General features: G+C 51.6%; 14 protein-coding genes. 8 read left to right on the top strand and 6 right to left on the bottom strand.

The window, feature by feature from the left end:
• Positions 1-275: 275 nt before the first annotated feature.
• A complete protein-coding gene (locus P8N76_22760; GenBank protein ID MDG2384508.1) occupies positions 276-521 on the bottom strand; it encodes a hypothetical protein in 246 nt (81 codons plus the stop codon).
• 678 nt (positions 522-1,199) lie between these two features.
• Between P8N76_22760 and P8N76_22755 the strand changes: the two genes are divergently transcribed.
• Positions 1,200-3,953 (top strand): DUF1592 domain-containing protein, encoded by a 2,754-nt coding sequence (locus P8N76_22755; GenBank protein MDG2384507.1) that lies wholly within the window; start codon positions 1,200-1,202, stop codon positions 3,951-3,953.
• A gap of 85 nt (positions 3,954-4,038) precedes the next feature.
• Positions 4,039-5,436 carry a DUF1552 domain-containing protein gene (locus tag P8N76_22750; GenBank protein MDG2384506.1) on the top strand — a complete coding sequence of 466 codons (1,398 nt, stop codon included), beginning with the start codon at positions 4,039-4,041 and terminating at the stop codon, positions 5,434-5,436.
• 175 nt (positions 5,437-5,611) lie between these two features.
• Here P8N76_22750 and P8N76_22745 read toward each other — a convergent pair whose 3' ends face one another.
• Complete coding sequence (locus P8N76_22745; protein ID MDG2384505.1) at positions 5,612-6,982, bottom strand: hypothetical protein; 1,371 nt, start codon at positions 6,980-6,982, stop codon at positions 5,612-5,614.
• A gap of 301 nt (positions 6,983-7,283) precedes the next feature.
• On the opposite strand from P8N76_22745, the gene P8N76_22740 reads away from it, so the two are divergent.
• From P8N76_22740 to P8N76_22725, 4 genes are all read left to right on the top strand, one after another.
• Positions 7,284-9,443, top strand: coding sequence for a family 16 glycosylhydrolase (locus P8N76_22740; GenBank protein MDG2384504.1), 2,160 nt, complete (start codon positions 7,284-7,286; stop codon positions 9,441-9,443).
• Positions 9,444-9,496: 53 nt separating this feature from the next.
• Positions 9,497-9,667 (top strand): hypothetical protein, encoded by a 171-nt coding sequence (locus tag P8N76_22735; protein MDG2384503.1) that lies wholly within the window; start codon positions 9,497-9,499, stop codon positions 9,665-9,667.
• Positions 9,668-9,792: 125 nt separating this feature from the next.
• The gene (locus tag P8N76_22730; GenBank protein ID MDG2384502.1) at positions 9,793-10,977 is read left to right on the top strand and encodes a hypothetical protein; all 1,185 of its coding nucleotides are present in this window, start codon (positions 9,793-9,795) and stop codon (positions 10,975-10,977) included.
• Positions 10,978-11,095: 118 nt separating this feature from the next.
• Positions 11,096-11,575 (top strand): hypothetical protein, encoded by a 480-nt coding sequence (locus tag P8N76_22725; protein MDG2384501.1) that lies wholly within the window; start codon positions 11,096-11,098, stop codon positions 11,573-11,575.
• Between the two features lie 56 nt (positions 11,576-11,631).
• Here P8N76_22725 and P8N76_22720 read toward each other — a convergent pair whose 3' ends face one another.
• A complete protein-coding gene (locus P8N76_22720; protein MDG2384500.1) occupies positions 11,632-12,195 on the bottom strand; it encodes an HD domain-containing protein in 564 nt (187 codons plus the stop codon).
• Positions 12,196-12,250: 55 nt separating this feature from the next.
• The gene (locus P8N76_22715) at positions 12,251-13,663 is read right to left on the bottom strand and encodes a sulfatase-like hydrolase/transferase (protein MDG2384499.1); all 1,413 of its coding nucleotides are present in this window, start codon (positions 13,661-13,663) and stop codon (positions 12,251-12,253) included.
• Positions 13,664-13,800: 137 nt separating this feature from the next.
• Here P8N76_22715 and P8N76_22710 point away from each other — a divergent pair, with 137 nt between their 5' ends.
• On the top strand, positions 13,801-14,826 hold the full coding sequence (locus P8N76_22710) for a PmoA family protein (protein MDG2384498.1): 1,026 nt from the start codon (positions 13,801-13,803) through the stop codon (positions 14,824-14,826).
• A 20-nt stretch (positions 14,827-14,846) separates the two neighbouring features.
• Here the strand turns inward: P8N76_22710 and P8N76_22705 are convergent, their stop codons facing one another.
• The gene (locus P8N76_22705) at positions 14,847-16,298 is read right to left on the bottom strand and encodes a neutral/alkaline non-lysosomal ceramidase N-terminal domain-containing protein (GenBank protein ID MDG2384497.1); all 1,452 of its coding nucleotides are present in this window, start codon (positions 16,296-16,298) and stop codon (positions 14,847-14,849) included.
• Between the two features lie 178 nt (positions 16,299-16,476).
• Complete coding sequence (locus tag P8N76_22700; GenBank protein ID MDG2384496.1) at positions 16,477-18,078, bottom strand: hypothetical protein; 1,602 nt, start codon at positions 18,076-18,078, stop codon at positions 16,477-16,479.
• Between the two features lie 412 nt (positions 18,079-18,490).
• Between P8N76_22700 and P8N76_22695 the strand changes: the two genes are divergently transcribed.
• Positions 18,491-21,955 (top strand): VCBS repeat-containing protein, encoded by a 3,465-nt coding sequence (locus P8N76_22695; protein ID MDG2384495.1) that lies wholly within the window; start codon positions 18,491-18,493, stop codon positions 21,953-21,955.
• The last annotated feature ends 34 nt before the right edge of the window (positions 21,956-21,989 follow it).

Below are 21,989 nucleotides of genomic sequence, written 5' to 3'. Positions count from 1 at the left end.
TGGGGCGAATGCGGGGTCAATTGGAATTCGGCAAGTTCGAAAAAAAAACGGCCGAGCAATGAATGCTCGGCCGTTATATTTTGATCGTGCGATTTTACATCGCCACACTATTTCGCAACAGTTGCCCCATAGCCAAGTCCCTCGATTGCAGCGGTGATTTTCGCTGTATCAAGGTCTGAGCCGGAACAGGTTACAGAATCTTTTTTTACTTCGTCTACAGTTACACCCGGTAACTTTGCCAAGGCGGCTTTGATTTTGCCCCCTCAGCCAGTCGGTCACTTCATGCCCGTGACGTCAAAACTAACTGTAGCCAGTGTTTGCGTCTCGGGCTCGAGATGTGAGGTCTCGGCCGCATCCGCTTTTGGAGCGGACTCTGGTGCCGGCGTCTTGGTGTCGCCGCCAGGCTGCTTCGCGCAGCCGAGAGCCAAGAGCATCACGAATGCTGCAAGATGCTTCAGCTTCATCGGTCCCCTTTCGTTTAAGATGTCCAACATCGTCACCAACCATTGGCGACCTGTCATTTTCCAAACCACATTTTATCGATGAACTGCCGGCACATACAATACCCTTCTTCGTACCGTCCAAGGGGAAGCGAGGCGCAAGCTGCAAGTGGCAAAGCACACGATTGTTGGGGGGAACGGGCTGATTTGGGCAGCTGTAGCAGTAGTCTAGATCTGACGAGGCTTTTTGGGGGAATGGGGCTGGTGGTAGGGCGAAGATGCCAAAAGAGGCTCAAAATCGAGGTCGAGCAGAATGTTTCCCACGGTAATCGCCTTTGATTACGCTGTTTTCAACGATCCTTGACTGCTCCGTTGGTCGGCTTAATTTCGTCCGTTGGTCGCGGAGCCGGCCATCTGCGGGATGGGGTTTGGAGGTTTGTCAGTTTTTTCGTTTGCAACGATTAGCAACAATCATCAGCGGTAGGCGCTCGTACCCCCGGTCCGTTTCCTGGTTGGTCCCGGTGGAAGCCTGCCTTTCAGTTCCAGCGACCACCCGGTCTGACAAGCCAAGTAACTCGGAAATTAAGTGTCAACGGATGTAAACAAATGTTGGCTTGATTCCGGTGCGATCGACTGAAATCACAGTTTCTACTCAGTCGGTCGGCGCGTTAGGATAAGTGTCACAGGTGGCTCTCCTCCCCTGCCTTCCTGAGACGCCGGTTGCACGGACAACACTTTTCGCGACGTACCCACCCCAGCATGATGAAGAGCAATCACTCGAATTCGAACAATCGATGGGTCGTTTCGCTGCTCGCGCTGCTGACTGGCATGTGGGTCGCTGGAGTTGCGGAGGATTCGCACGGTTCCGAAACTGACTTCGGCGTCGATCAACCGTCGATTTCTAACAGCGATCCTCCATCGAACCTTGTGACACTCGAAGAATTAAAGGCAGCCGGTGCGCTGCGTTCGAGTTATCAGAAACATGAATCGCGTGTCATTGGAACGGAAGCTCCAAAACCGGACCTGCTTACGTTTCAAACGCAAGTAAAGCCGATTCTCCGTCAGGCTTGTGTGTCGTGTCATGGAGCGGAGTCCCAGGAGGGGAACATCCGGATCGACGTGCTCGATCCAGATCTATTTCACGGAGACGATGTGAATTGGTGGTTGGAAGTTTTTGCTGTACTGAGTAACGGTGAAATGCCCCCACCGGACGAGGCGGAATTAGCGGCGGAAGATCGGCGCAAGATAGTGGATTGGCTTTCTGCTGAGATGCAAGTCGCCTCGCGGGTGCGCCGCATCGAACAGGGGCACTCATCATTTCGGCGAATGACGCGCTACGAATACAATTATGTGCTCCAGGATTTACTTGGACTTCCCTTTGATTTTTCCAAAGATCTACCACCGGAATCGACTTCAGAGGATGGGTTTCAGAACAGTTCCGAGATGCTGCACATGTCGACGAATCAGTTCGGGATTTATCGGGACTTGGCTCGAAAAGCCTTACGACGTGCCACGGTGAGCGGATCCCGACCCGCGCCGATCTACTGGGGTGTTTCGATGCAGGCTGCCTCGGCGACTGCCTGGCAGCGTCAGGCGAAAGAAGTTGAGGAGATCAAGCAGAAGTATCAAGACGATCCCGAGAAACGGGAGCAACAGTTGGAGCAGCAAGCCGCCAAGTTTCGACGCAGGCATAACCGTGCTCATTACAAGGATTTAAGTCAGGGTCACACGGAGCCGGTTTCTTGGAGCTATGGAGGGGCGAAATACGCATGGAAACCGACATCGGTGCGACCTGAGGTTCCCGCAGATCATAACTTTGTGGCGATCATTCCTCCCCAACAAAAATGGATTGTCGAACTGGGAGATCAATTGCCAGATGAAGGGATGCTTCAAGTTCGCATTCGAGCCGCGCGAGCTTCGGTAGAAGACGAATTTGTGCCGAGCCTCCAATTGGAGTTCGGCTGGCAGGCAAGTAACGATTCGGCCGCCTCCACCAGAATCAGCGATCGTGACATCATGATCGATGCGGCTCCGGATAACCCCCAATTCTACCAGTGGGACATTCCCTTAAGCGAAATCTATCCGCGCAACTCGGTTCGCAAGGTCTCCAAGATGGGAGATACCCCTAGTCCGTCCGAGTTTGTAAAGTTCGTCAATAGCTCGGTCTCGAGAGGCGATGTACAGATCGATTACGTCGAAATTACGGCTCCCGTTCATGCCCAATGGCCGCCTGCCTCGCACGCTCGTATCTTCGTCGATAGCGCTGATAAGTCCGATGAAAAGGTGCACGCGCGAGCCCTATTGAAGGGTTTCATGTCACGTGCTTGGCGCCGTGAAGTGACGCCAAGTGAGATCGATCAAAAACTGGCCTTGTTCGAAATGATTCGCCCCGACTGTGATGATTTTCAACATGCTGTGATCGAAGTGTTGGCGACTGTCCTGTCATCGCCAAAATTTCTCTATCTCGTCAAGATCGATTCTGAACAGGAAGCAACGGAGAGTCTTCATCAGGAAGAACTGGCAACTCGTCTTTCGATGTTCTTGTGGTCGAGTACACCGGATAAGGAATTGATGAGTCTTGCCTTGCAAGGACGATTGAATGATGCCGATACACTGACCGAACAAGTGCATCGCATGTTGGCTGACCCGCGGTCTCGGCGCTTTTCGGAGCAGTTCGTTCGCCAGTGGTTGGGAATGCAACTACTGGACTTCCTTCAGGTTGATCGGAAGCTTTACCGCCAATTCAATCCTGCCTTGAAAGAAGCGATGCAAGAGGAGCCGATCGCTTTCTATCACGAGATTTTACAAAACAATGATAGCGTGTTGGATTTTGTTCATGCCGATTACACCCTGGTCAATGAAAGACTTGCCAAGCACTACGGATTGGTGGGAGTGGAAGGAAACCATTTTCGTCGGGTCGATCTTGCACCGCAGAACAACCGAGGTGGTTTGCTGACTCAGGCAGGTTTGTTAGCGATGAATTCCGATGGCAAAGATTCCCACCCGTTAAAGCGAGGGATCTGGATGTTGGAGAGTTTGTTGAACGATCCACCGCCTCCTCCGCCACCGGCTGTTCCGGAAATCGACCTGGCCGATCCCGAAATCGCGAAGCTAACGCTGAAGGAACGCATGGAGGATCATCGCGATCAGGTCGCTTGTCGGTCGTGCCATGCAAAGATTGATCCGTGGGGAATTGCCTTCGAGAATTTTGATGCGGTTGGCAGTTATCGCAAAGAAATTGCCGGCAAGCCCGTGGATGCGACGAGCCTGTTATTTAATGGGCAAAAACTGGATGGCATGCAGGGCTTGAAACGCTATTTGCTGCAGAATCGACAGGATCAGTTTGTGCGAGCCATGGTTCACAAAATGGCGACCTACGCACTTGGGCGGCCTTTGACGTTTAGTGATCGGTCAAGCGTCGATCAGATCACAGCAGATGTTCGCAAACAAGGAGATGGACTTGCTACAATGGTCGCGTTAATCGTGAACAGTGAGTTGTTTCAATCGAAGTAATATGCAGGTGTCGCGGGTTTGCTGTCCGTGTCGTTCGTGAGGAAAAATTGCAGGCTAGTCTGTCCGTCCTACGAAAGAAAACGTTATGACCGCCAATTTTGCATCGCTTGATCGTCGTAGATTCTTGCGTGGGACGGGAGTCGCCCTGGCACTGCCCTGGTTCGATTCGCTGGTCAGCTTGTCGGACGCTGCCGAACAGACTGCCGATCGAAAACGACTCGCTTGCTTCTATATGCCTGACGGAGTGCCAATGCCTTTGGCGGAAGATCCGGCGCATCAAGATTGGGCTTGGTTTCCGCATGGCAATGGTAAAGATTTTACTTTCACGAAATCTCTTGAACCACTGGAGTCATTACGTGACAACGTAACGGTGTTGTCCGGATTTTCACATCCTTCGGTCCGCAGCATTCATGGGCACTCGAATGCGGATCAGTTTTTAACGGGCGCTTCGACGGGTCCGTCTGGTGACTATCGAAACTCGATCTCGCTTGACCAGGAATTTGCTGCTCATGTCGGTGATCAGACTCGTTACTCATCGCTTGTGATGTCGACCGATGGTGGAACCGGAACTCCTCGCGGCGCGCACACGCTTTCCTTCAATCGCAGTGGTCGAGCGATTCCAGCCGAACACCGACCCAAGCGGATTTTTGACATGTTGTTTGTGAAAAGCGATGGGGATGCGGTGCGCCGACTTGCGCTGAGCCAGAGTGCGCTGGATGACTTGTTGTCCGACGCACGGTCATTACGCCAGACTTTGTCACATACCGATAAGAAAACGCTTGATGAGTATCTCCAATCGGTTCGTGACACCGAAATCAAAATCGAAAAGGCGAAGCGTTGGACAAATATTCCACTTCCGCAGGTTGATGTCGATCATTTGAAACTGGATGTCACACCAGAGGATCCTCGCAACTATTTGCAAACGATGTTTCAGCTGATTTATCTTGCCTTCAAGACGGATTCGACGCGCGTTGCCAGCTATCAGATCGGTCGAGAAAATGGTGTGGGTATCAGTGACTATCTGGGTCGAGCTGTGGGCTTCAATCTAACTCACCAACTTTCGCACAATACAAAACAACCAGGTGGCTGGAAGAATTTCGGAACTTATTGCCAGTTTCTCTGCGAAGAGTTTGTGCGCTTTGCCAATCAGCTGAAAGCGACTCCTGAAACGGGTGGCGACGGGAATATGTTAGACAACACATTATTATTGTTTGGGTCTGCTTCGAGCGCGTTTCATCTGTCACGCAATTATCCGCTGATTCTTGCCGGTGGAAAAAGGATGGGGTTCAAACACGGTCAGTATCTCAATTATGGACCTGATCAGCCCGCGGGTGGACCCTGGACTGGCGGTCGAGAGCCTTGGCAACGAGAAATTGCTCACGAAGACATTCCGCTGTCGAATCTGTTTGTCACGATGCTGCAACGGCTCGGAGTTTCGGTTGACAGCTTCTCGGACAGCACAGGCATCGTCGAAGAAGTCTGAGGATTCATCAGCCGGAATGATGCGTTCAGACTGCCACGCAGAATAGAAGTGTGGAGCGGTCCATTGGAAGTGGGCGGCGATTGTTTGGGATCAGCCATTGCTCCAACGGATTTTGGGGATTTCTCGACCGCCGAGCCTAATAGTTCGGCCAGTATCCAGCTTGGATCCAACTTCGCTAGTTCATGGGGTCGGCTGTGAATCGAACCACATAGGGCTGAGTTGGGTCGTGTTCGCGAGGGTTGGGAACCAAGACAAAATCATCGGTGATGACGGGGCTTAATTCATCTCCTTCCAACACTTTGGTGTTCGTGATTCGATAGGGCAAGTAGGCGATCATGGGCCGCCAACCTCGCTGAGAGCCATTGTTGTTAATCGGCTGAAAACTTGCTTCACCTCGATTACCTTCGATGGTGAAGGTAAAGATACCGTCGGATTCCGTTAAGCTTTGCGTATAGGCGTTGGGTTGTGTTGCCATCCTCGCGTTCCAGGCCGGATCGCCATAGAGGGCGACAACATCCCGATCGAATGCTAATCCTCGTTGATTCCCTTCGCCGGTAACCAGACAGTGATTCAGTGCGTGATGATTGGCATGGAAGGCCTCGGCAAATGTGTAACGACCGGGTTGTTCGATGAAATAATCCAAACAGCCCCAGCCGCCATAGCCGAACCAAGTGGGTACTGTGTATCCAATCATCTGGTTCACTCCAGCGCTGTGCATCCAGGCAAGGGCCATGGCATCCGGCCCGTCAATATTACCCATCAGGCAGTTACCAATCGGTAGGTACAGCTTAGGATTTGGCGAGTTGATCGAGTAGACGGATCCTTGCGTATCAAGACCTGACAATTGACCGGCCTTTGATTTGAAGTAGCCATTGCGATAGCGGAAACCAATTTGCCAATTTCGCTCGGTTGCGTGTCCAGAAGTTACGAACAGATCGGGTTGATAGTCATTCAGCGTGTCGACTAATGCTTTGGTTGTGTCAGCGGGCCCTTTTTTTTCTTCGATAATTCCAGCTTTCGCTTTTTGGACCATTCGATGTTGCTGTAACTCGCAATACCAGATGCCTTCTTCCACCATCTCCATCGCAAGCTCTGTGCCCGCTGCGACTTTGTGGACCGTTAACGGCTGATCATGTTTGGCAATTCGCAAGGCATCTCCGGCGTCGAAGCCTGTCAGAATGCCCCAAAGCGTGTCCGTGTATGGATCATCATCAAGCTGGCGAGTCAGCTGGTGGACTTGTCGTACAAATGCGCGGTTTGCTTCTTCTCGCGTTGCGACGAAACAGCTATAACGTGGGAACTGGGTTTGGAGTTGAGTCAGCGTCTCGTCGACATTTTTGTCGTAGGTGAACACTTGGGCGTCGTGTTTCGCGACGAGGGCTGAAACAACAGCCCCCCAGGCTTGATCGGCTTGCGTCGCCGTCGAAACGACGACTGCGTATTGAGAGTCGTCTGCGTCGGCCGATCCGTTCATGCTGATGCATGCGATGATTACAAATGCATTGAACACAAACGCGGTCACTGTACTGATTCGGCCAAATCGCATTCTTCTTCCTCCTGATGATTACAACCACATTCTGGGTCGGTCAGTATAGCGTGTTTGCTCAAAAAACATTGGCAGTCGTGAAAATGGTCTGACTCGATCTGATCCTGCAATCACGATCAAGGATTGAGACCGTCAAAAAGCAGTTCGTTACCAGATGTGATATTTCGTCTGTTGCGGAGATTTTTTGGCAGATCGAACCCAACGATTGGACAGAAATCTCTTATCAGACTACTTTGACCTGCGAGCAATGTGGCCGCTTTTTCAAGGCCAATCTTGGGTGGCGATTTAGGGAAACGGTTTGATGATGAGACAAGATCTTCGATCATTTTGGCTGCTGATTGCCACGTTAATCGGTGGTGTGAACGTTGTCGATGCAGAGCCACCTCAGCGATCGGGTTGGGAGTTGGCTTGGTACGATGAATTTGATGCCCCTTCACTCGACCAAACACTCTGGACGCCACAAACGAGTACCAACCCGACGAATAACTCCTTACATGCCTACGTCCGTTCTCAAGTGTCAGTTTCGGATGGCAATCTGGTACTTACATCTGAAAAACGATCCTATGGTGGTTTGCGTTATCGTTCAGGTCAGGTGATCAGCCGATCGGAGCAGAAATACGGTCGTTGGGAGGCTCGTGCGAAATTGCCGACGTCACGCGGAATGTGGCCCGCGATCTGGCTGCTTCCTAACGTTAGACAGTATCGATGGCCCAGCGGTGGTGAAATTGACATCATGGAAAATCGTGGTGACGAACCGTATCTGACGAGCAGCGCTTTTCATTACGGCACGAATCCGCCGTACCGACATTCCTATGTTGTGGAAGAACAGCAGGCCTATCAGTCTGGGAAACGATCAAATTATCACAATCAGTTTCATTCTTATGCCGTGGAATGGGCGCCAGATCAAATTCGATTCTTTGTTGACGATGTCCACTTTGAGACCGTTCATGACTCCGATGTGGGTGACTTTATTTCTGAGGACACGGCGCCCATGCAGTTGGTGATGAATACGGCCATCGGCGGTGACTTTCTCGACAATCCGAATGGGTCAACCGATTGGCCGCAAGAGTTTCTGATCGATTATGTTCACGTCTATAATCAATCGGATGAAGCCGAACTGCTTACGTTTGAAAATGGAGGCTTTGAAGCGAATGGTGGATCGTTGGCACATTGGTCCACTTTTGGGAATAAACTCCCCAACGTTCAAAGTCATGTGGAAGCCGTCCAGTCCGGCGACGGCTCGCTCAAGCTGTATGGTCAATTCAATAACCGCAGGAACTATTCCGGAGTTGAACAAGGGATAACGGTCGAATCGGGCGAGCAGTTGCGTGCCGTCGCGAGTGCCTTGATTCGGTCTGCCGATTCGATCCGAGGTACTTCCAATGCGGTGGATTTGAAGATTGACTATTATCGAAAAAACTATGGGAAATATGGCTCGAATGACTACATCAAAAGCGACGTGATCCAGTTAGCCGACGGCTCATCTCGTTCCAATCGGTGGCTCCAGGAAGAGATTCGAAGTACGGTTCCCCCTCACGCAGTCGAAGCCAGGGTTGCCCTCGTGTTCGACCAACGCTCGAACCAGTCGGGTGCCGTGCATGTAGACGATGTGTTTTTCGGTCGCGCTGGCGATACGATTGTCGCCTGGCCTGAGAATGGAGATGGGATCTGGTCGTCGAAAACATGGTTGGGCGGCCCCTATGACCGACCCACCGAGTTTGACCAGGCCAGGATTCGTTCGAATCGCGTTCGCGTGACTCGCGACGTGGTAGCCCATTCCACCACGGTGTCCGATGGCGGCATTTTAGACTTGGAAGCAAATCTCGGCGGACAGGTTGAGATTGAATCAACCGGGACGATTACCGGTAGCGGCACGATTGAGGGGGATTTGAAGATTTTCGGAAAAATCAATCTTCAACGAGAAGGCGACACGCTTCATGCGATCGGCGATATTCACTTGCAGAATCCACGTTTTGTCCTGGATGGCTATTCAACCAATCGCGGAAAGGTGCATCGAGAAACTGTTCTGGAGGGTGCTTCCCTCGTTGGAGAGTTGGATTTTGAATTTGAAGACGTTTCCCTATCCCATCTGAACCATGGTTACTTTGTCCGGGGAGTTACTTACTCGGAAACCGATGCAGAGGTTGAACTGTTTGCCGCCGTGCAAGGTGATGCAAATGGGGACGGACATTTCAACAGTCGAGACTTGGTGGGAATCTTCACTGCGAGTCAGTATGAAAACGACATTCCGCTTGACGCAACATGGACTACAGGGGATTGGACTGGCGACAGAGAATTCGATTCCTCAGATCTTGTTAGTGCATTTCTAGTTGGTGGTTATGAACAAAACGCTGCAAAGCTCAGTCTTGTTCCAGAACCAAATCCGATTTTTGGATTGCTTGGAGTGGCTTTCGCATGGCTCCTTTCTGTTCGGCCCGTTTTGTTTCCAGCTGCTGATTGACCCTCAATAGAATCGGTCATTTTTCCTTGTCGTGGCAGAAAAATGAGGGAGTCGTGTCAAACTCTTATCGAGACTTGGCCGCCAATATCAGCTCACAACCTACTGATAACTCACAGTCTACTGATATCAGTGGGCCAGTCGTTTGGGATGCTGTTCAGGGGCGTTCCTTCGCATTATTTTTGGAAAAAATTGGCGATCTTTTCAAGCGACAGCGAATTAGTTAGCAAATCGGTCTGCTCGCAGGCTCGATGTCCAAGGTGGATGTTCGTCAGTGGATTTCTTATGATTTGAAGGTTCAGATAGGAGGGACGAACGGTTGCGAAGGAAAAATGTCGACGAGGCGGTTCGGATGAAAACAATTGATTTCCGATGGTTGACCGTGACTACGGTGCTGTTGGTTTGTTGCGCTAAAACTCCAACCGTGTTGGCGAATGTCGGACCGGGATCTACCGGAGGCCACCTCGTGGGTGAACCTGTGGGTATCGAGGCCGTCGCGATCACTCGTGAAATGTTGGCGATCGATCTTCGACCGCTGGCTGACGATCGGATGGCTCAAGTCGAAGTGGTTTATCAACTGCAAAATGAGGGCGAATCGCAAGACTTGGATCTGTTGTTTGCGGTTGGTGCGGCGGGGATTGCGGGCTTTCAGGTCTGGCTTGATGACGAGCCGATAACCACCGTTCCCGCCAGAGATGCGAAAATTCCTGACAGCTGGAAAGCGCCTGAGTCGACGCCAGGAATTGAAAGCGAGCGACCTTTGATTTACCACCGCTATGGTCAGGCCACAGATGTTGTTCCGATGGAGTTTTCGCTCACGATTCCGCCTGCAGTCCACACGCTCACCGTTCGTTACGAGGCAGAAGCCACAACCAACTTTGAGGGTTACCCGACGGTCTATCGTCAACTGGCTTACGTGTTGGCACCGGCTCGATCATGGGCTGGATTTGGTGGTCTCGACGTCCGAATTCAGTTCCCCGAGAGCTGGGAGATCGCCTCGACGCTGGATTTACTCCGCGAGAACGACACACTGGTGGGGAGCTTTGATTCGCTTCCTGGAGATGCAATTGGTTTAACCGTACAGGCTCCCAAAGGTTGGGCTCATGATACGGTGCTGTATGGTAGTCTTGCTCTTCTGGGGGTGATTCTCCTTGGGGGAGCAATTTCCTGTTGGCGAGTAGGGCGAATTTTGGGACGGCGCCGTGCAAAGTCGTCGTCGGTCCATTTGGACGGACAGCCACGTCGCAGTTGGCCATGGTCGGTCGGAATAGGGGTGGTTTGGAGCGTGGCCATTTTGGGGGTTGGATCATTAGCGCTGGCCGCCCCATTTTGGGTTTTACCCGCATTCCAGGCGACGCGCGCTAATCTGCTGCACCACCTCGCTTTCATCGGCGTGTTGATTTTCAGCGGATCGACTTTGTTGATTGGGATTGTCCTTTCACAAGCAACAGCGACGTTGACACACAACCGTGAGAGTCCGAGAAAGCATTCCGTTGGGACTGTTTCGCATTCTCGCGAAGCCGTTCGTCCCGATTAGTCGTCGAGCGGAACCCCCATTTGCGGGCCGCTGAGGTCTAGAACGAGCCGTTCGTAGGGAGACGCGGCATGTTTTGTTGTCGTGGGATACCAAACAGTCTTCGCCAAAGGAGTTTCTGATGAAACCTCAAAGATCGCTTGGGTACACTTTATGTTTCTTGCTCGCGATTCTGCTTTCCGGATGTGGCACCTCTGCGAAAGATAAACTGGTGGGTCATTGGACAGGCAAAGTCGAAATCGACAATGCGAAATACCAGCAGAAGTTGAAGGAAACGTCAGGGCATCCGATCCAAAAAGCGCTTGTGGAAGAATTAATCCGAGCGGTGAAGCTAGGATCCATGGATTTTGATTTGAAAGATGACGATTCCTACACCCTCTCCATCAAATTGGGACCGTTGTCAAAAGACAGTTACGGAGATTGGAAGGTGCTGCAAGACAAGGGTGACCGAATCAAAGTTCAGCTTACCGACCACAATGGCGTGACAGATCAACAGACCCTGGTTTTTAAGGATGCCAACACTTTCACTGTCGAAGCGGAGGGCGAAGCAAGCGAGTTTGCTGTGTTCCGTTGTCGCCGCGGAGAGAAGTCGGACAAGTAGGCTGACCGCGAGTCGATACTCTATCGTGTTTGAATTGATCCGTTGAAAACGCAGCGTTAGCGATCGATGTTTTCTTTCAAGCAGGATTGAATCTGGGGCAGAAAGGTATTTAGATCAACGGTTTCGGCCTGAGGGTCCTTTGCGGTATCGTCCCAGTGCCTTAGCCTCAAGGCGTCGTGATAGAAAGGTTCGGCTTCGAAAGCTTGTTGTTCTTCGGGTGTCATCGGACCGCCCTGATCGTGATAACTCTTGCATGAAGTTGGGGACAGTTTCGACTCATAGTCCGGCTTCGTCGTGCATAAGTACCGTTTCGCAACGACATGTAAGCGAACCGGATCGGCGACTGCCTTCCCAAAGTGAGTGTGGAGAAACGAATATCCAATGGTTTCGTGCTTGTCGTCAAGATTCTGTTTGCAGCTTTCGGGCATCGCTTCCTCGACCAGTAGGTGGCCGATATCGTGCAGGAGTGCGGCGACAGTCAGCTTGTCGGTCGCGCCCGATCGCAATGCCAATTGACCGCTCTGCAATGCGTGTTGAAGTTGTGTGACTGCTTCCTGGCCATATTGTCTGTTGCCTCGTTGTTCAAAGGTCGCCAGGATACGTTGAAGAATCGGTTGCATGCGAGTCTCATGATCTACGAGATGACAAGTGATTAACCGCACCCTTGACTTGCCGTTAGGGAGTGGCCTTTGTTCGTTCTTCGGAAAAAACGTCGCCAGTGGGTTGGGTTGGAAGCGTGGTTTTCCATTGGGCGATTTGCTTCAATAGTTTTTGGGTGATCGCCGGTTGCTGCTGACTCAGATCGGTTGTTTCCAAGGGGTCGTTCACCAAATGGTACAGTTCGCGATGGCTCGAATCGAAGTTGGTGAGCAATTTCCAATTATGATCAACGATGGCATAAGAGACCCAATGATAGGGGCGGCTTTTGGGAATCGGCCAGGGCGAGTTGAACTTCCAGAAGAGGGGCCGATCGCGAGTTTTACTTCCCTTGCCCAGTAAGGCTGCGACTTGGCTGATTCCATCCGGTTGGTAAGTTTGCGGCAGTTGAACGCCTGCTAATTGGCAAAAAGTTGGCAGCAGATCGACCGCGGAAATAAGCGATTCGCGATCAATCTTTCCGGCTGAGATCTTGTTCGGCCAGCGGGCGATGAAGGGGACTCCGATTCCGCCTTCGAAAAGCGCGCTCTTATAACCTTTTCTGCCGCCGGTAATTCCTTGGGCGGCACCAAGGCCATAGCCAGCACCTGTGGCCGTATCGTGGGTGAGACTGAGTTCCGTGGGTCGCGAAGCTCTGGCCGGGCCGTTATCTGAACTGAAAATAACAAGGGTATTGTCGGTTAGATTCAAGCGATCGAGTGCATCCAGTACTTCGCCGATCCGATCATCGGCGTGTGACAGCACAGAAGCATAAATATTGTCAGCTTCCTTCAGTTCTCGGAAACGCCAGCGGTATTTTGGCAGTGTGTGAAATGGTGTGTGAGGTTCGTGGATCCACAGGTTGATGAAAAAGGGCTTTTGCTCACGCTGACTTTTTTCGATGAAAGCAATTGCGTGCTCACTGTCTTCGTGAACTGGCATTTGTTCGCCCGCGCAATTGAATGCAGCGTACTCATCAAATCCGTACGCGCTGGGCAAAGGAGAATCCGGGATCATATTGTTCGATAGGTGCCACTTGCCGAAATGGGCCGTTCGATAACCTGCCTGCTGAAGAAACCGAGGTAGGAGGGGAGATATTGGGTTCAGCCAATCCGGCATATTTCGCTTCGCATTGTTAGGCACCCAAGCGAAGTGACCATCGATGTTATATCGAGCTGGAAAATGGCCTGTCATCACGGCTGTGCGACTCGGAGAGCAGACCCCGCTGGCGACGCTGAAACAATGGAAGTCGGTGCCTTCTTTCGCAATCCGATCAATATTCGGGGTCTTCACATAAGGATGTCCATGGCAACTAAGATCTCCCCAACCCCAATCATCAGCAAAGATAAAGAGAATATTAGGCTTCTCGACAGGCTGAAGTTCCGCATCCGCGAAATTGCTGAGTCCCAGGAGGTAAATGCTAATACCAATGATTATCGTAGCTATCTTCATTGCTTGATTCTTTGATTATCGCTTGTGTGCGTTATTTGTGTGCCGTTTTGGGGCGATGGCCTGTTACCGTTTATCATAAGCTGCTGCAGTGTTCGAAAGAAGAGAAACAAGAGAAAGTCATCGAATCGGAGCAACGGATGAAATCAATTCTGACCGTCATACTCCCCGTGATGCTGTTCAGTGCCAGCGCCTTGGCCCAGCGTAGTGATCCGATAGAACGTTGTGAAAGCGTACCTCTCCCGGGCCATCAAGTTTCAATGCGTGTCGATGGAATCGAGAAGGTGGCTTGGCATTCCAGTCGGTCCTATGAGCGGCCATTTTTCTTTCCAATCAACGGTCCGAGTGGTTCCTCACTGACACGCATTGGACACCCTGGCGCGGAAAACCATGACCACCATCGCTCGGTCTGGTTTGCGCACCATGATGTCGAAGGGGTCGACTTTTGGTCGAACCGTTCACCTGCGCGGATTCGTCAAAAACATTGGTACCGCTATCTCGACGGGGGCGAAGAGACGACGATGGCTGTGCGTCTAGGCTGGTACGACGGGAAGGGCGTCGAAGTCATGGAGAGTGATGTCGTGACGACGCTACGTCCCCTGGACGATGGGCGTCCCCTGGACGATGGGCCATACACTTTGGAAATTCAACTCACGTGCCGTGTGCCCGAGGGTCGTAAGTCGGTGGAGTTGGGGAAAACGAATTTTGGTTTTCTGGCCGTACGTGTGGCCAAATCGATTTCCGCTTATTTTGGCGACGGAAAGATTTCAAATAGTGAAGGTTTGGTTGGCGAAAAACAGATCTTTGGTAAGCGAGCACGTTGGATGGACTACTCAGGCAGTGTTTCCGTGGGCAGGGGACCGAATCGGGAAAGGACGACGGAAGGAATTACCTACTTTGATCATCCTGGTAATCCCCGATACCCAACGCATTGGCACGTCCGTCAAGATGGTTGGATGGGGGCTTCATTCTGCATGCAAGAGGGGCTTCGCGTCAGCCCTGGCGAGCCTTTGACGCTTCGTTATTTGCTTCATGTGCACGCGGGTGAATACGACGTCAAGCAAGCTGCGTCGCTAGCGAATCAGTTTGCCCAGTCACCTGGATTTGTGATTACCAAGTCGACCAAGCCGCATCGTCAGTATGAAGTGACGCGAATTCAACCTTAGACGGCTGTCGTTGCTGGTCTCTATCTCTTCAATTCCGCGGCCATTTCCAGCAATACGTTAAGCAATTTGTCTGATGCATTGGCTTCAACGCGGTTTGTCCCAAGCCACGTTTCATACCCACCGAGCCGGTGTTGACGTGGTGTCGGTAGGTAGCCGAAGTAGCCATGGGCCAATTCCACCAAGAATGCCGGTTGAATTGGGGAACGCGTTTTGAACTCCAAACCGATTTCACAAAAGATTTCAAATGGCATTGTCCCGATACAGATATCGCCAATACGCAGCGCGTGAAGCGGTACGGTGGTCGTTTCGGGATACTCGGCCAATCGCATGGTCCGCTCGGCATAAATGAAGGAGAGATCTCTTTTCTTTTTTTTTCCTGCGGTGATTGTTTCTTCCGCCCACTTTCGTTCTTGAGGGGTCGGACGTCGCCAAGCAATTTCTGGCTCCCGATAGGCAGCATCGAGAGTTACGGCATTGGTGTAAGGCAGCGGCTCCATCGCAGCATAGACTTTCGCGGCTACGTCGCGGCCTACGTGCCGAAGTTGTTCGTAGGGATTCCGTTGTGGACGTGTTTGTCGGAAGTTGATGTTGTTGATGTCGCCACTCGTGCCATTGGCCATCATGGCGACGAAGGGTGGCGTATCAGCGGATGGGGAGTCGTTTTGCTTTTCTGCCATCATCAGCTGTTTGAGTCGTTCGCTGAAGACAGCGAAGTAGTCGGCTGAAATGTGACTCTGACCAACTCCTCCGACGTAGTGAAGCGAATAAGTCGCAAATACCGCAATTGGCTGGCCGTGAGGACGTCGCAGGGAAAGGAAGGAAACGGTGGGATCTACTGGCCCAGCGGGCTCTACAAGGTTGCCGCTGGCTCGGGGAGGATTCATCTTGACCATGTCGCTTCCGCCGAACGGATTCGCGGGGACTGTGCCGGCACGCATGTGCCAGCGCCGGTTGAATACGTGTTCCGGTATGGCAACGGTGCCGAAAGCGAATTCCGCCCGACTCAAATTATTAATGGCCCTCGTGACACTGTCTGCAATCCGACTTGCTACGAACTGCTGGTACTCGTCCGGTGCCTGATCGAGGACTCGAGGGTGTTCGCCCAAAGCGCTACTTGCAGAATGTGTGTGAGTTGCCGCAATCAGCACGTTTTCCGTCGAGATGTCATGACGTTTCTGAATCTGTTGGCGAGCAAGCTCGCTAACGATACGGTCGATGCCTAATAAATCACAAACAACAATTGCCAATCGTTTTTGACCATCGTCTAAAACGATGCACTTTGCGTGAAGCTCATCGTGAATGTGTTTTGACGGAATCGGTACAAATCCACCGATGATCTCACGACCCAGTTCCGGGGTGATGTTGCTGGTTGCAGCTCCGGCCCGGAAATAATCGGCACGGACCGGCGTCGGTAGAGCGATCCCGCAAATTACGACAACAAATGGAAAAAGGCTCTTGGTGAAATTGGTCATCGAGGGACTCACCGACGTGTGGGTAGGGGGATTGATCGGAATCGAGAAAGAACAGGGACCATCGCGCGAACGAGCTGAAGGTGACCTCGGTGCGTTCCGGGGAAAACTTCGGTCGATTAAGACTATCAATTCGATCGATGTTTTGCGAGATACCTGTGGGCAGGTAGGAATTAAGTGGCTAAAAGCCTCCCCCGAATCCGCCTCCCCCAAGTTGGCCTCCTCCGAAATCACCGAGTGGACTGTCGCCCGTTTCAACACGGCGGATGATTTCAGCAATCTCTTTATGAGTGCCTCGTGTCTGCCGAATGATCAAGGTCGATCGTTCGACAAGCAGCGTCAGAGCAGGTCCGTCCGCCTTATCATCGAGGCGGGCCGCCTCGGATAAATCGGGCTGCGAGGCGACAAGTCGGATGTGACCCGGTTTGCCTTCCTGTCCGTCAGCACTCCAGGTATTGGGTTGGATCATTAGCGGGAGTACTTCAGAGAGATCGGTGGCGATCTTAGAATTGAGTCGGTAGTAAACCGTGACGATTTCGTTTGTTTTTTCTTCGTCAAGCTTACGCGGTTTAGAAGATTGAAGTGCCGTTCGATAGGTATTCAGCAAGTGAAGTACCTCACGATGGACCTGTTCCTGGTGAGTCACAACCAGAGTTCCCGGTTTCGCGGAGTCGATTTCGCCGACGCCACCCACTTCACTCCATGAATCTGGAACTGCCTGTGAGACAATGGCCTCAATCAGTGCATCTGATTCCTCGCTGTCTCGACACAAATCCCGCACATCGTAGACGGCAGTACGTAGGAATGCATTAGCAATCTCAGGCGTTGTAATCCACAGTACGCCGTCACGTAGAATCCAGGTCAGATTTAAATCGAGCAGCATTGCTTGTAGGACCGTTGCCAGTTTACGTTCAGCCAACTTAAGCGTGACAGGTTCTCGCTTGCGAATTCGAGCGTCGCGCAAGGCAGCCCGGTCTAATCGAATGTCGCTTTTCGCGTTTTCGGCTAACTGCTGGACTGCCGTCTCAAGCGGTGTATCAGAAAAATCGACAGACACATTCTGTTGCAGTGTTTGCCGAAATACGGCGTGTTCTGGTGGGTCGTTCAAAAAAGTTTGGCGACCGTGGTTGCGCAGAGCTGCCAAAAGTGCACGGACGCTGCGCTGTTGCTCATCGGTGTGCCGCACAAACAACACATCGCCCAGTGAGTTCAAAGCCCCCGCACCTCCAGTATCCTCCCAAGTGGCGGGACCGATGGTGTGGGTAATGACCGCCATCAAGTCGTCAAGATCGAACTTCTTGTCCATCAAGTCACCCACTTCGTAGGTGAGCGTTATTGTTCTCGAGTCGGCTGCTTCGGACGAAGTGATGTACAGAACGTCGTCATCATAGTACCAGTTCAAGTTCATCGATTTGAGTCGATTAAGTAACAAATAGACAGGAGCATTCGTCAGGCGATCCGAGAGTGGTTCGGCGGGCGAAATACCAATTTCACTCAAAGCGTTGTTGTCAACTAGCACGACGAATTTCTGTTTGTCACGGAGCCAACTGACCACTTCACGTAACGAGGAATCTGAAAAGTCATGAGTGGCTTTCACGGCCAAAATCGCGGGTAATAATTGACCCGGATCAATTGCCTTGGGTTCATCAGGAATCACTGGTAACTGTTTGTCAGCTTGCTGCTTGCTGTTCTTCGTCGGTACGGTTCCTTGAGCAAGGAGCGGGGCATCGTGCAAGAGAATGCCGATCGTAATCATGCCAAACATCGCTGAGCGTTCAAACATCCGAAATGATTCCTCTACCTGATTGCCGATGTACCGATTGAGATGGGTGGTTGGGTTGCCGCCTTTCCCACGTTATCAAATCGATTTGCCTTGACTAAATATACCGTACGGCTGTTACCGGTGCGGCTATTTTTGAGCGGATTCAGCAGCCCTAGGTCAGGTGGTCGATTCCCAACTGATTCACAGGGCTAAACAAAATGTTGAGGTAAATCAGAGATTGTTTTGGGTCTTGAACGCAGTGATTTGGTAAAGTTGAATGGCATGTGGACTAATGAGAATCTGGCTCCGGCAATCGGCGTGGGGCAGAGAACGAGTGATTCGATCTGTCTCTCTCGTTCGATTGCGGGCGTGGAAATACCAAAAGAGTGGCGACCGCATGGAGCGATAAGACTAGCTTGGATACCAACCGATTGTGCGCAATAAGAACATCAAGACTCAATGCGGTGCGGCAGTAAACACACCAATTTGCCGCGTGTTACTTTTGCTGTTGTTGGCCTTGAGTGCTAATTGCAAGCGTTCGTCGCATAACACGAATTCCGTTGGTTCCCATGTAAGGCAGTTGGATTCCGCCGCTCCTTTGTTCAAGTCGACTCCGCTGTTGATCGGCAGCTCGAAGCGCCAGAGCCACGAGACGTTGTTTGCTGAGTTGCCGGCTGCTGAAACGGGTCTCGATTTTCAAATGCAGCTCTATGATCCGGTAGAGCAGATTCGTGCCTTGATTTTTCTGAATCCGAATGGCGGGATTTGCACAGGAGATTATGACGGAGATGGATTCTCCGATATCTACGTCACCAGTCCAGTCGGTGGGAATCGACTCTACCGGAATCTTGGCGACCTGAAGTTCAAGGATGTTACCAAAGAGGCAGGCCTGTATCGTCGTGAGTTTTGGGGTACCGGCGCCAGTTTTGTCGACGTCGACAACGACGGAGATCTCGATCTTTACGCGTGTGGCTACAACGTCCCCAACCAATTGTGGATCAACGACGGTGGTGTCTTCACGGATCAAGCAAGTAAATACGGATTGGATTTCAACGGTGCCAGTATGACGATGGCGTTCGCTGATATTGATAACGATGGTGACCTGGACGGCTACTTGGCAACGACGGCAAAGGAACCGCCACCGGGCACAAAATTCCGCGTCCGATTCGAAGGTAAGAAACCCGTTGTGCTGGAAGAGCTCCGTGAGTATTGGGAGCTACTCTATTTGCCTGGAGATCGGGCTCGCCGTACTGAGGCTGGCCAGTATGACCACTTGTTTCGGAATGATGGAACTCATTTTACTGAGATCACTCAAGCAGCCGGTATCGATGGAGCTTACTTTAGTTTGTCTGCAACTTGGTGGGACTACAATCAAGATGGGTTCCCCGACGTGTACGTGTCCAATGATTTCACCGGACCGGATAAGTTGTATCGCAATAATGGAGATAACACGTTTACCGACGTAATTGCCGATACGGTTCCGCATACGCCTTGGTTTTCGATGGGCAGCGATGTGGGAGATTTAAACAACGACGGTTTACTTGACTTTTTTGCCACAGATATGTCGGCCACCAATCACTATCGCGACAAAATGATGATGGGGAATATGGAGACCTCGGCATGGTTTCTTGATTTCGCAGAACCTCGGCAGTATATGCGGAACGCGGTCTACCTGAATGCGGGCACGACAGAAGTGTTTGAAGTTGCCTTCCAAACTGGTCTGGCAAGCTCCGACTGGACTTGGTCACCACGGTTGGCAGACTTTGACAATGATGGGCGATTGGATGTGTTCACAACGAACGGAACTCTGCGCGATGTGATGAATGCTGATAAAGCACAGTTTGTTTCTCAGAAGTACCAACCTGGTTCTCCGCAATGGGCCAACTACTGGGCGAATCAGCCGATCCTGAAAGAGGCGAATCGGGTTTTTCAAAATAAGGGTGATTTGAAATTTGAAGAAACGGGTCGTGAATGGGGGTTGGATCGTGTAGGCGTCAGTTTCGGCGCGGCAACGGCCGATTTTGACAATGACGGCGATCTGGATCTCGTCGTTAACAATGCCGATGCGAAAATGAGTTTGTTTGAAAATCGATCGGCAGCCGGTCACCGCTTACGAGTCCGTTTGCAGGGTTCGGAAAGTAATCGATTTGGCGTGGGAGCGACGGTTCAAATTGAGGCCGGTGGCAAGAAGCAGATACGCTATCTCACTTTGGCGCGCGGCTGGCTTTCAGCGTGTGAGCCCTGGTTGCACTTTGGCTTGGGCCAAACGACGAAAGTGGATCGTCTGACCATCAAGTGGCCGAGTGGTTACATTCAGACTTTTGCAGATCTCAATGCAGATCAGATTGTGACGATTGCTGAACCTGAGGCGGGTGCCTCGCAGACCGTTGCTGCCAGTCGGCAGGGTGTTCGTTCAGGCAGCAAGCCCTGGTTCAGCATTGCGGAGAATTTTACTTCGGCTCGTCATCGAGAAAATGAATTTGATGACTTTGCGATCCAACCGCTGCTGCCGAACCGCCAGTCTCAGATGGGGCCGACGCTGGCAGTGGGGGACGTCGACGGCGATGGTGACGTCGATGCATACTTAGGCGGATCGACGAGTTCCGGGGGGCAGCTCTTACTGAATGATGGAACTCGGTTTCGTGCCAGTTCACCCTCTGCGTTCATCAAAGATGCTGGCGCCGAGGACACGGATGCTGTCTTCCTAGACATTGATGGTGACAACGATCAAGACTTGTTCGTTGTAAGTGGTAGTAATGAATTGAAAACGGGTGCGGCAAGTTATCAAGATCGACTTTATCTCAATAATGGCAAGGGGCGGTTTGTTCGCGACCACGCTGCGATCCCCGATCTGTTCGACAACGGTAGCTGTGTTGCGACGGGTGATTTTGACAAGGATGGTGACGTTGATCTATTCGTCGGAGGGCGAGCGATCCCCGGGTTGTATCCGAGTCCAGCGAAAAGCCGACTATTTGAAAATCAAGACGGAAGACTTGTGGACATTAGCCCTGAGTCGTTGAGCGATTTAGGTATCGTTACAGACGCCATTTGGACGGACATTAATGCCGATCAACAGCCTGATCTCGTCGTCACGACCGAATGGGGGCCCGTGAGGTGTTTTGTTAACCGGTCAGGCAAGTTGGCCGACTGGACGCAAAAGGCAGGGCTCAAGCCATTCCTTGGCTGGTGGAATTCGGTTGATGCTGCCGACATTGACGCGGATGGGGATATCGATTTGTTAGTGACCAATTTTGGCAAGAATACCAAGTACAAGGCAACTCGCGAAACGGCAGAGTTGTTGTTCTTTGGAGATCTTGACGCAACCGGTAAGCCTCATATCGTCGAAGCCAAATTCGAAGGGGAGCGTTGTTTACCGCGTCGAGGATTTAGTTGTTCACGAAACGCGATGCCGTTTTTGACGACCAAAATGAAAACGTTTCACAATTTCGCGAGTTCGACGCTTAACGATCTCTACACGGAAAGCCGAATGTCGCAATGTGAACGGTTGGAAGTCAACTCGCTTTCAAGTGGTTTGTTGATCAATCAAGGAGACGGCCGATTTCGATTTCAGGCTCTACCGGCGTTGGCTCAGGTCGCACCCAGCATGAGCGGCATCTTTGTGGATGTGGATCAGGATGGCCAGCAGGACATTGTCTTAGCCCAAAATTTCAATTCGGCCCAAAGGGAAACCGGTCGGATGAATGGTGGTTTGAGTTTATTGCTCAAAGGTGATGGTAATGGGCGGTTTTCAGTCGTTTGGCCGCAGGAGAGCGGGATTCATTTGTCCGGCGATACGCGTCAAGTGGAAACGGCTGATCTGAATCAAGATGGGCAGCCCGATTTGGTGTTTGCCGAAAATGATGGCCCTGTAACCGTGTTGTTGAATACAAGTCGCTAAGAAAACTTGCCTCGTAAAGTCGTACCGAAAAATC

The organism is Pirellulaceae bacterium (assembly GCA_029243025.1).
Lineage (GTDB): Bacteria > Planctomycetota > Planctomycetia > Pirellulales > Pirellulaceae.
This window is presented reverse-complemented; position numbering and strand designations above follow the sequence as displayed.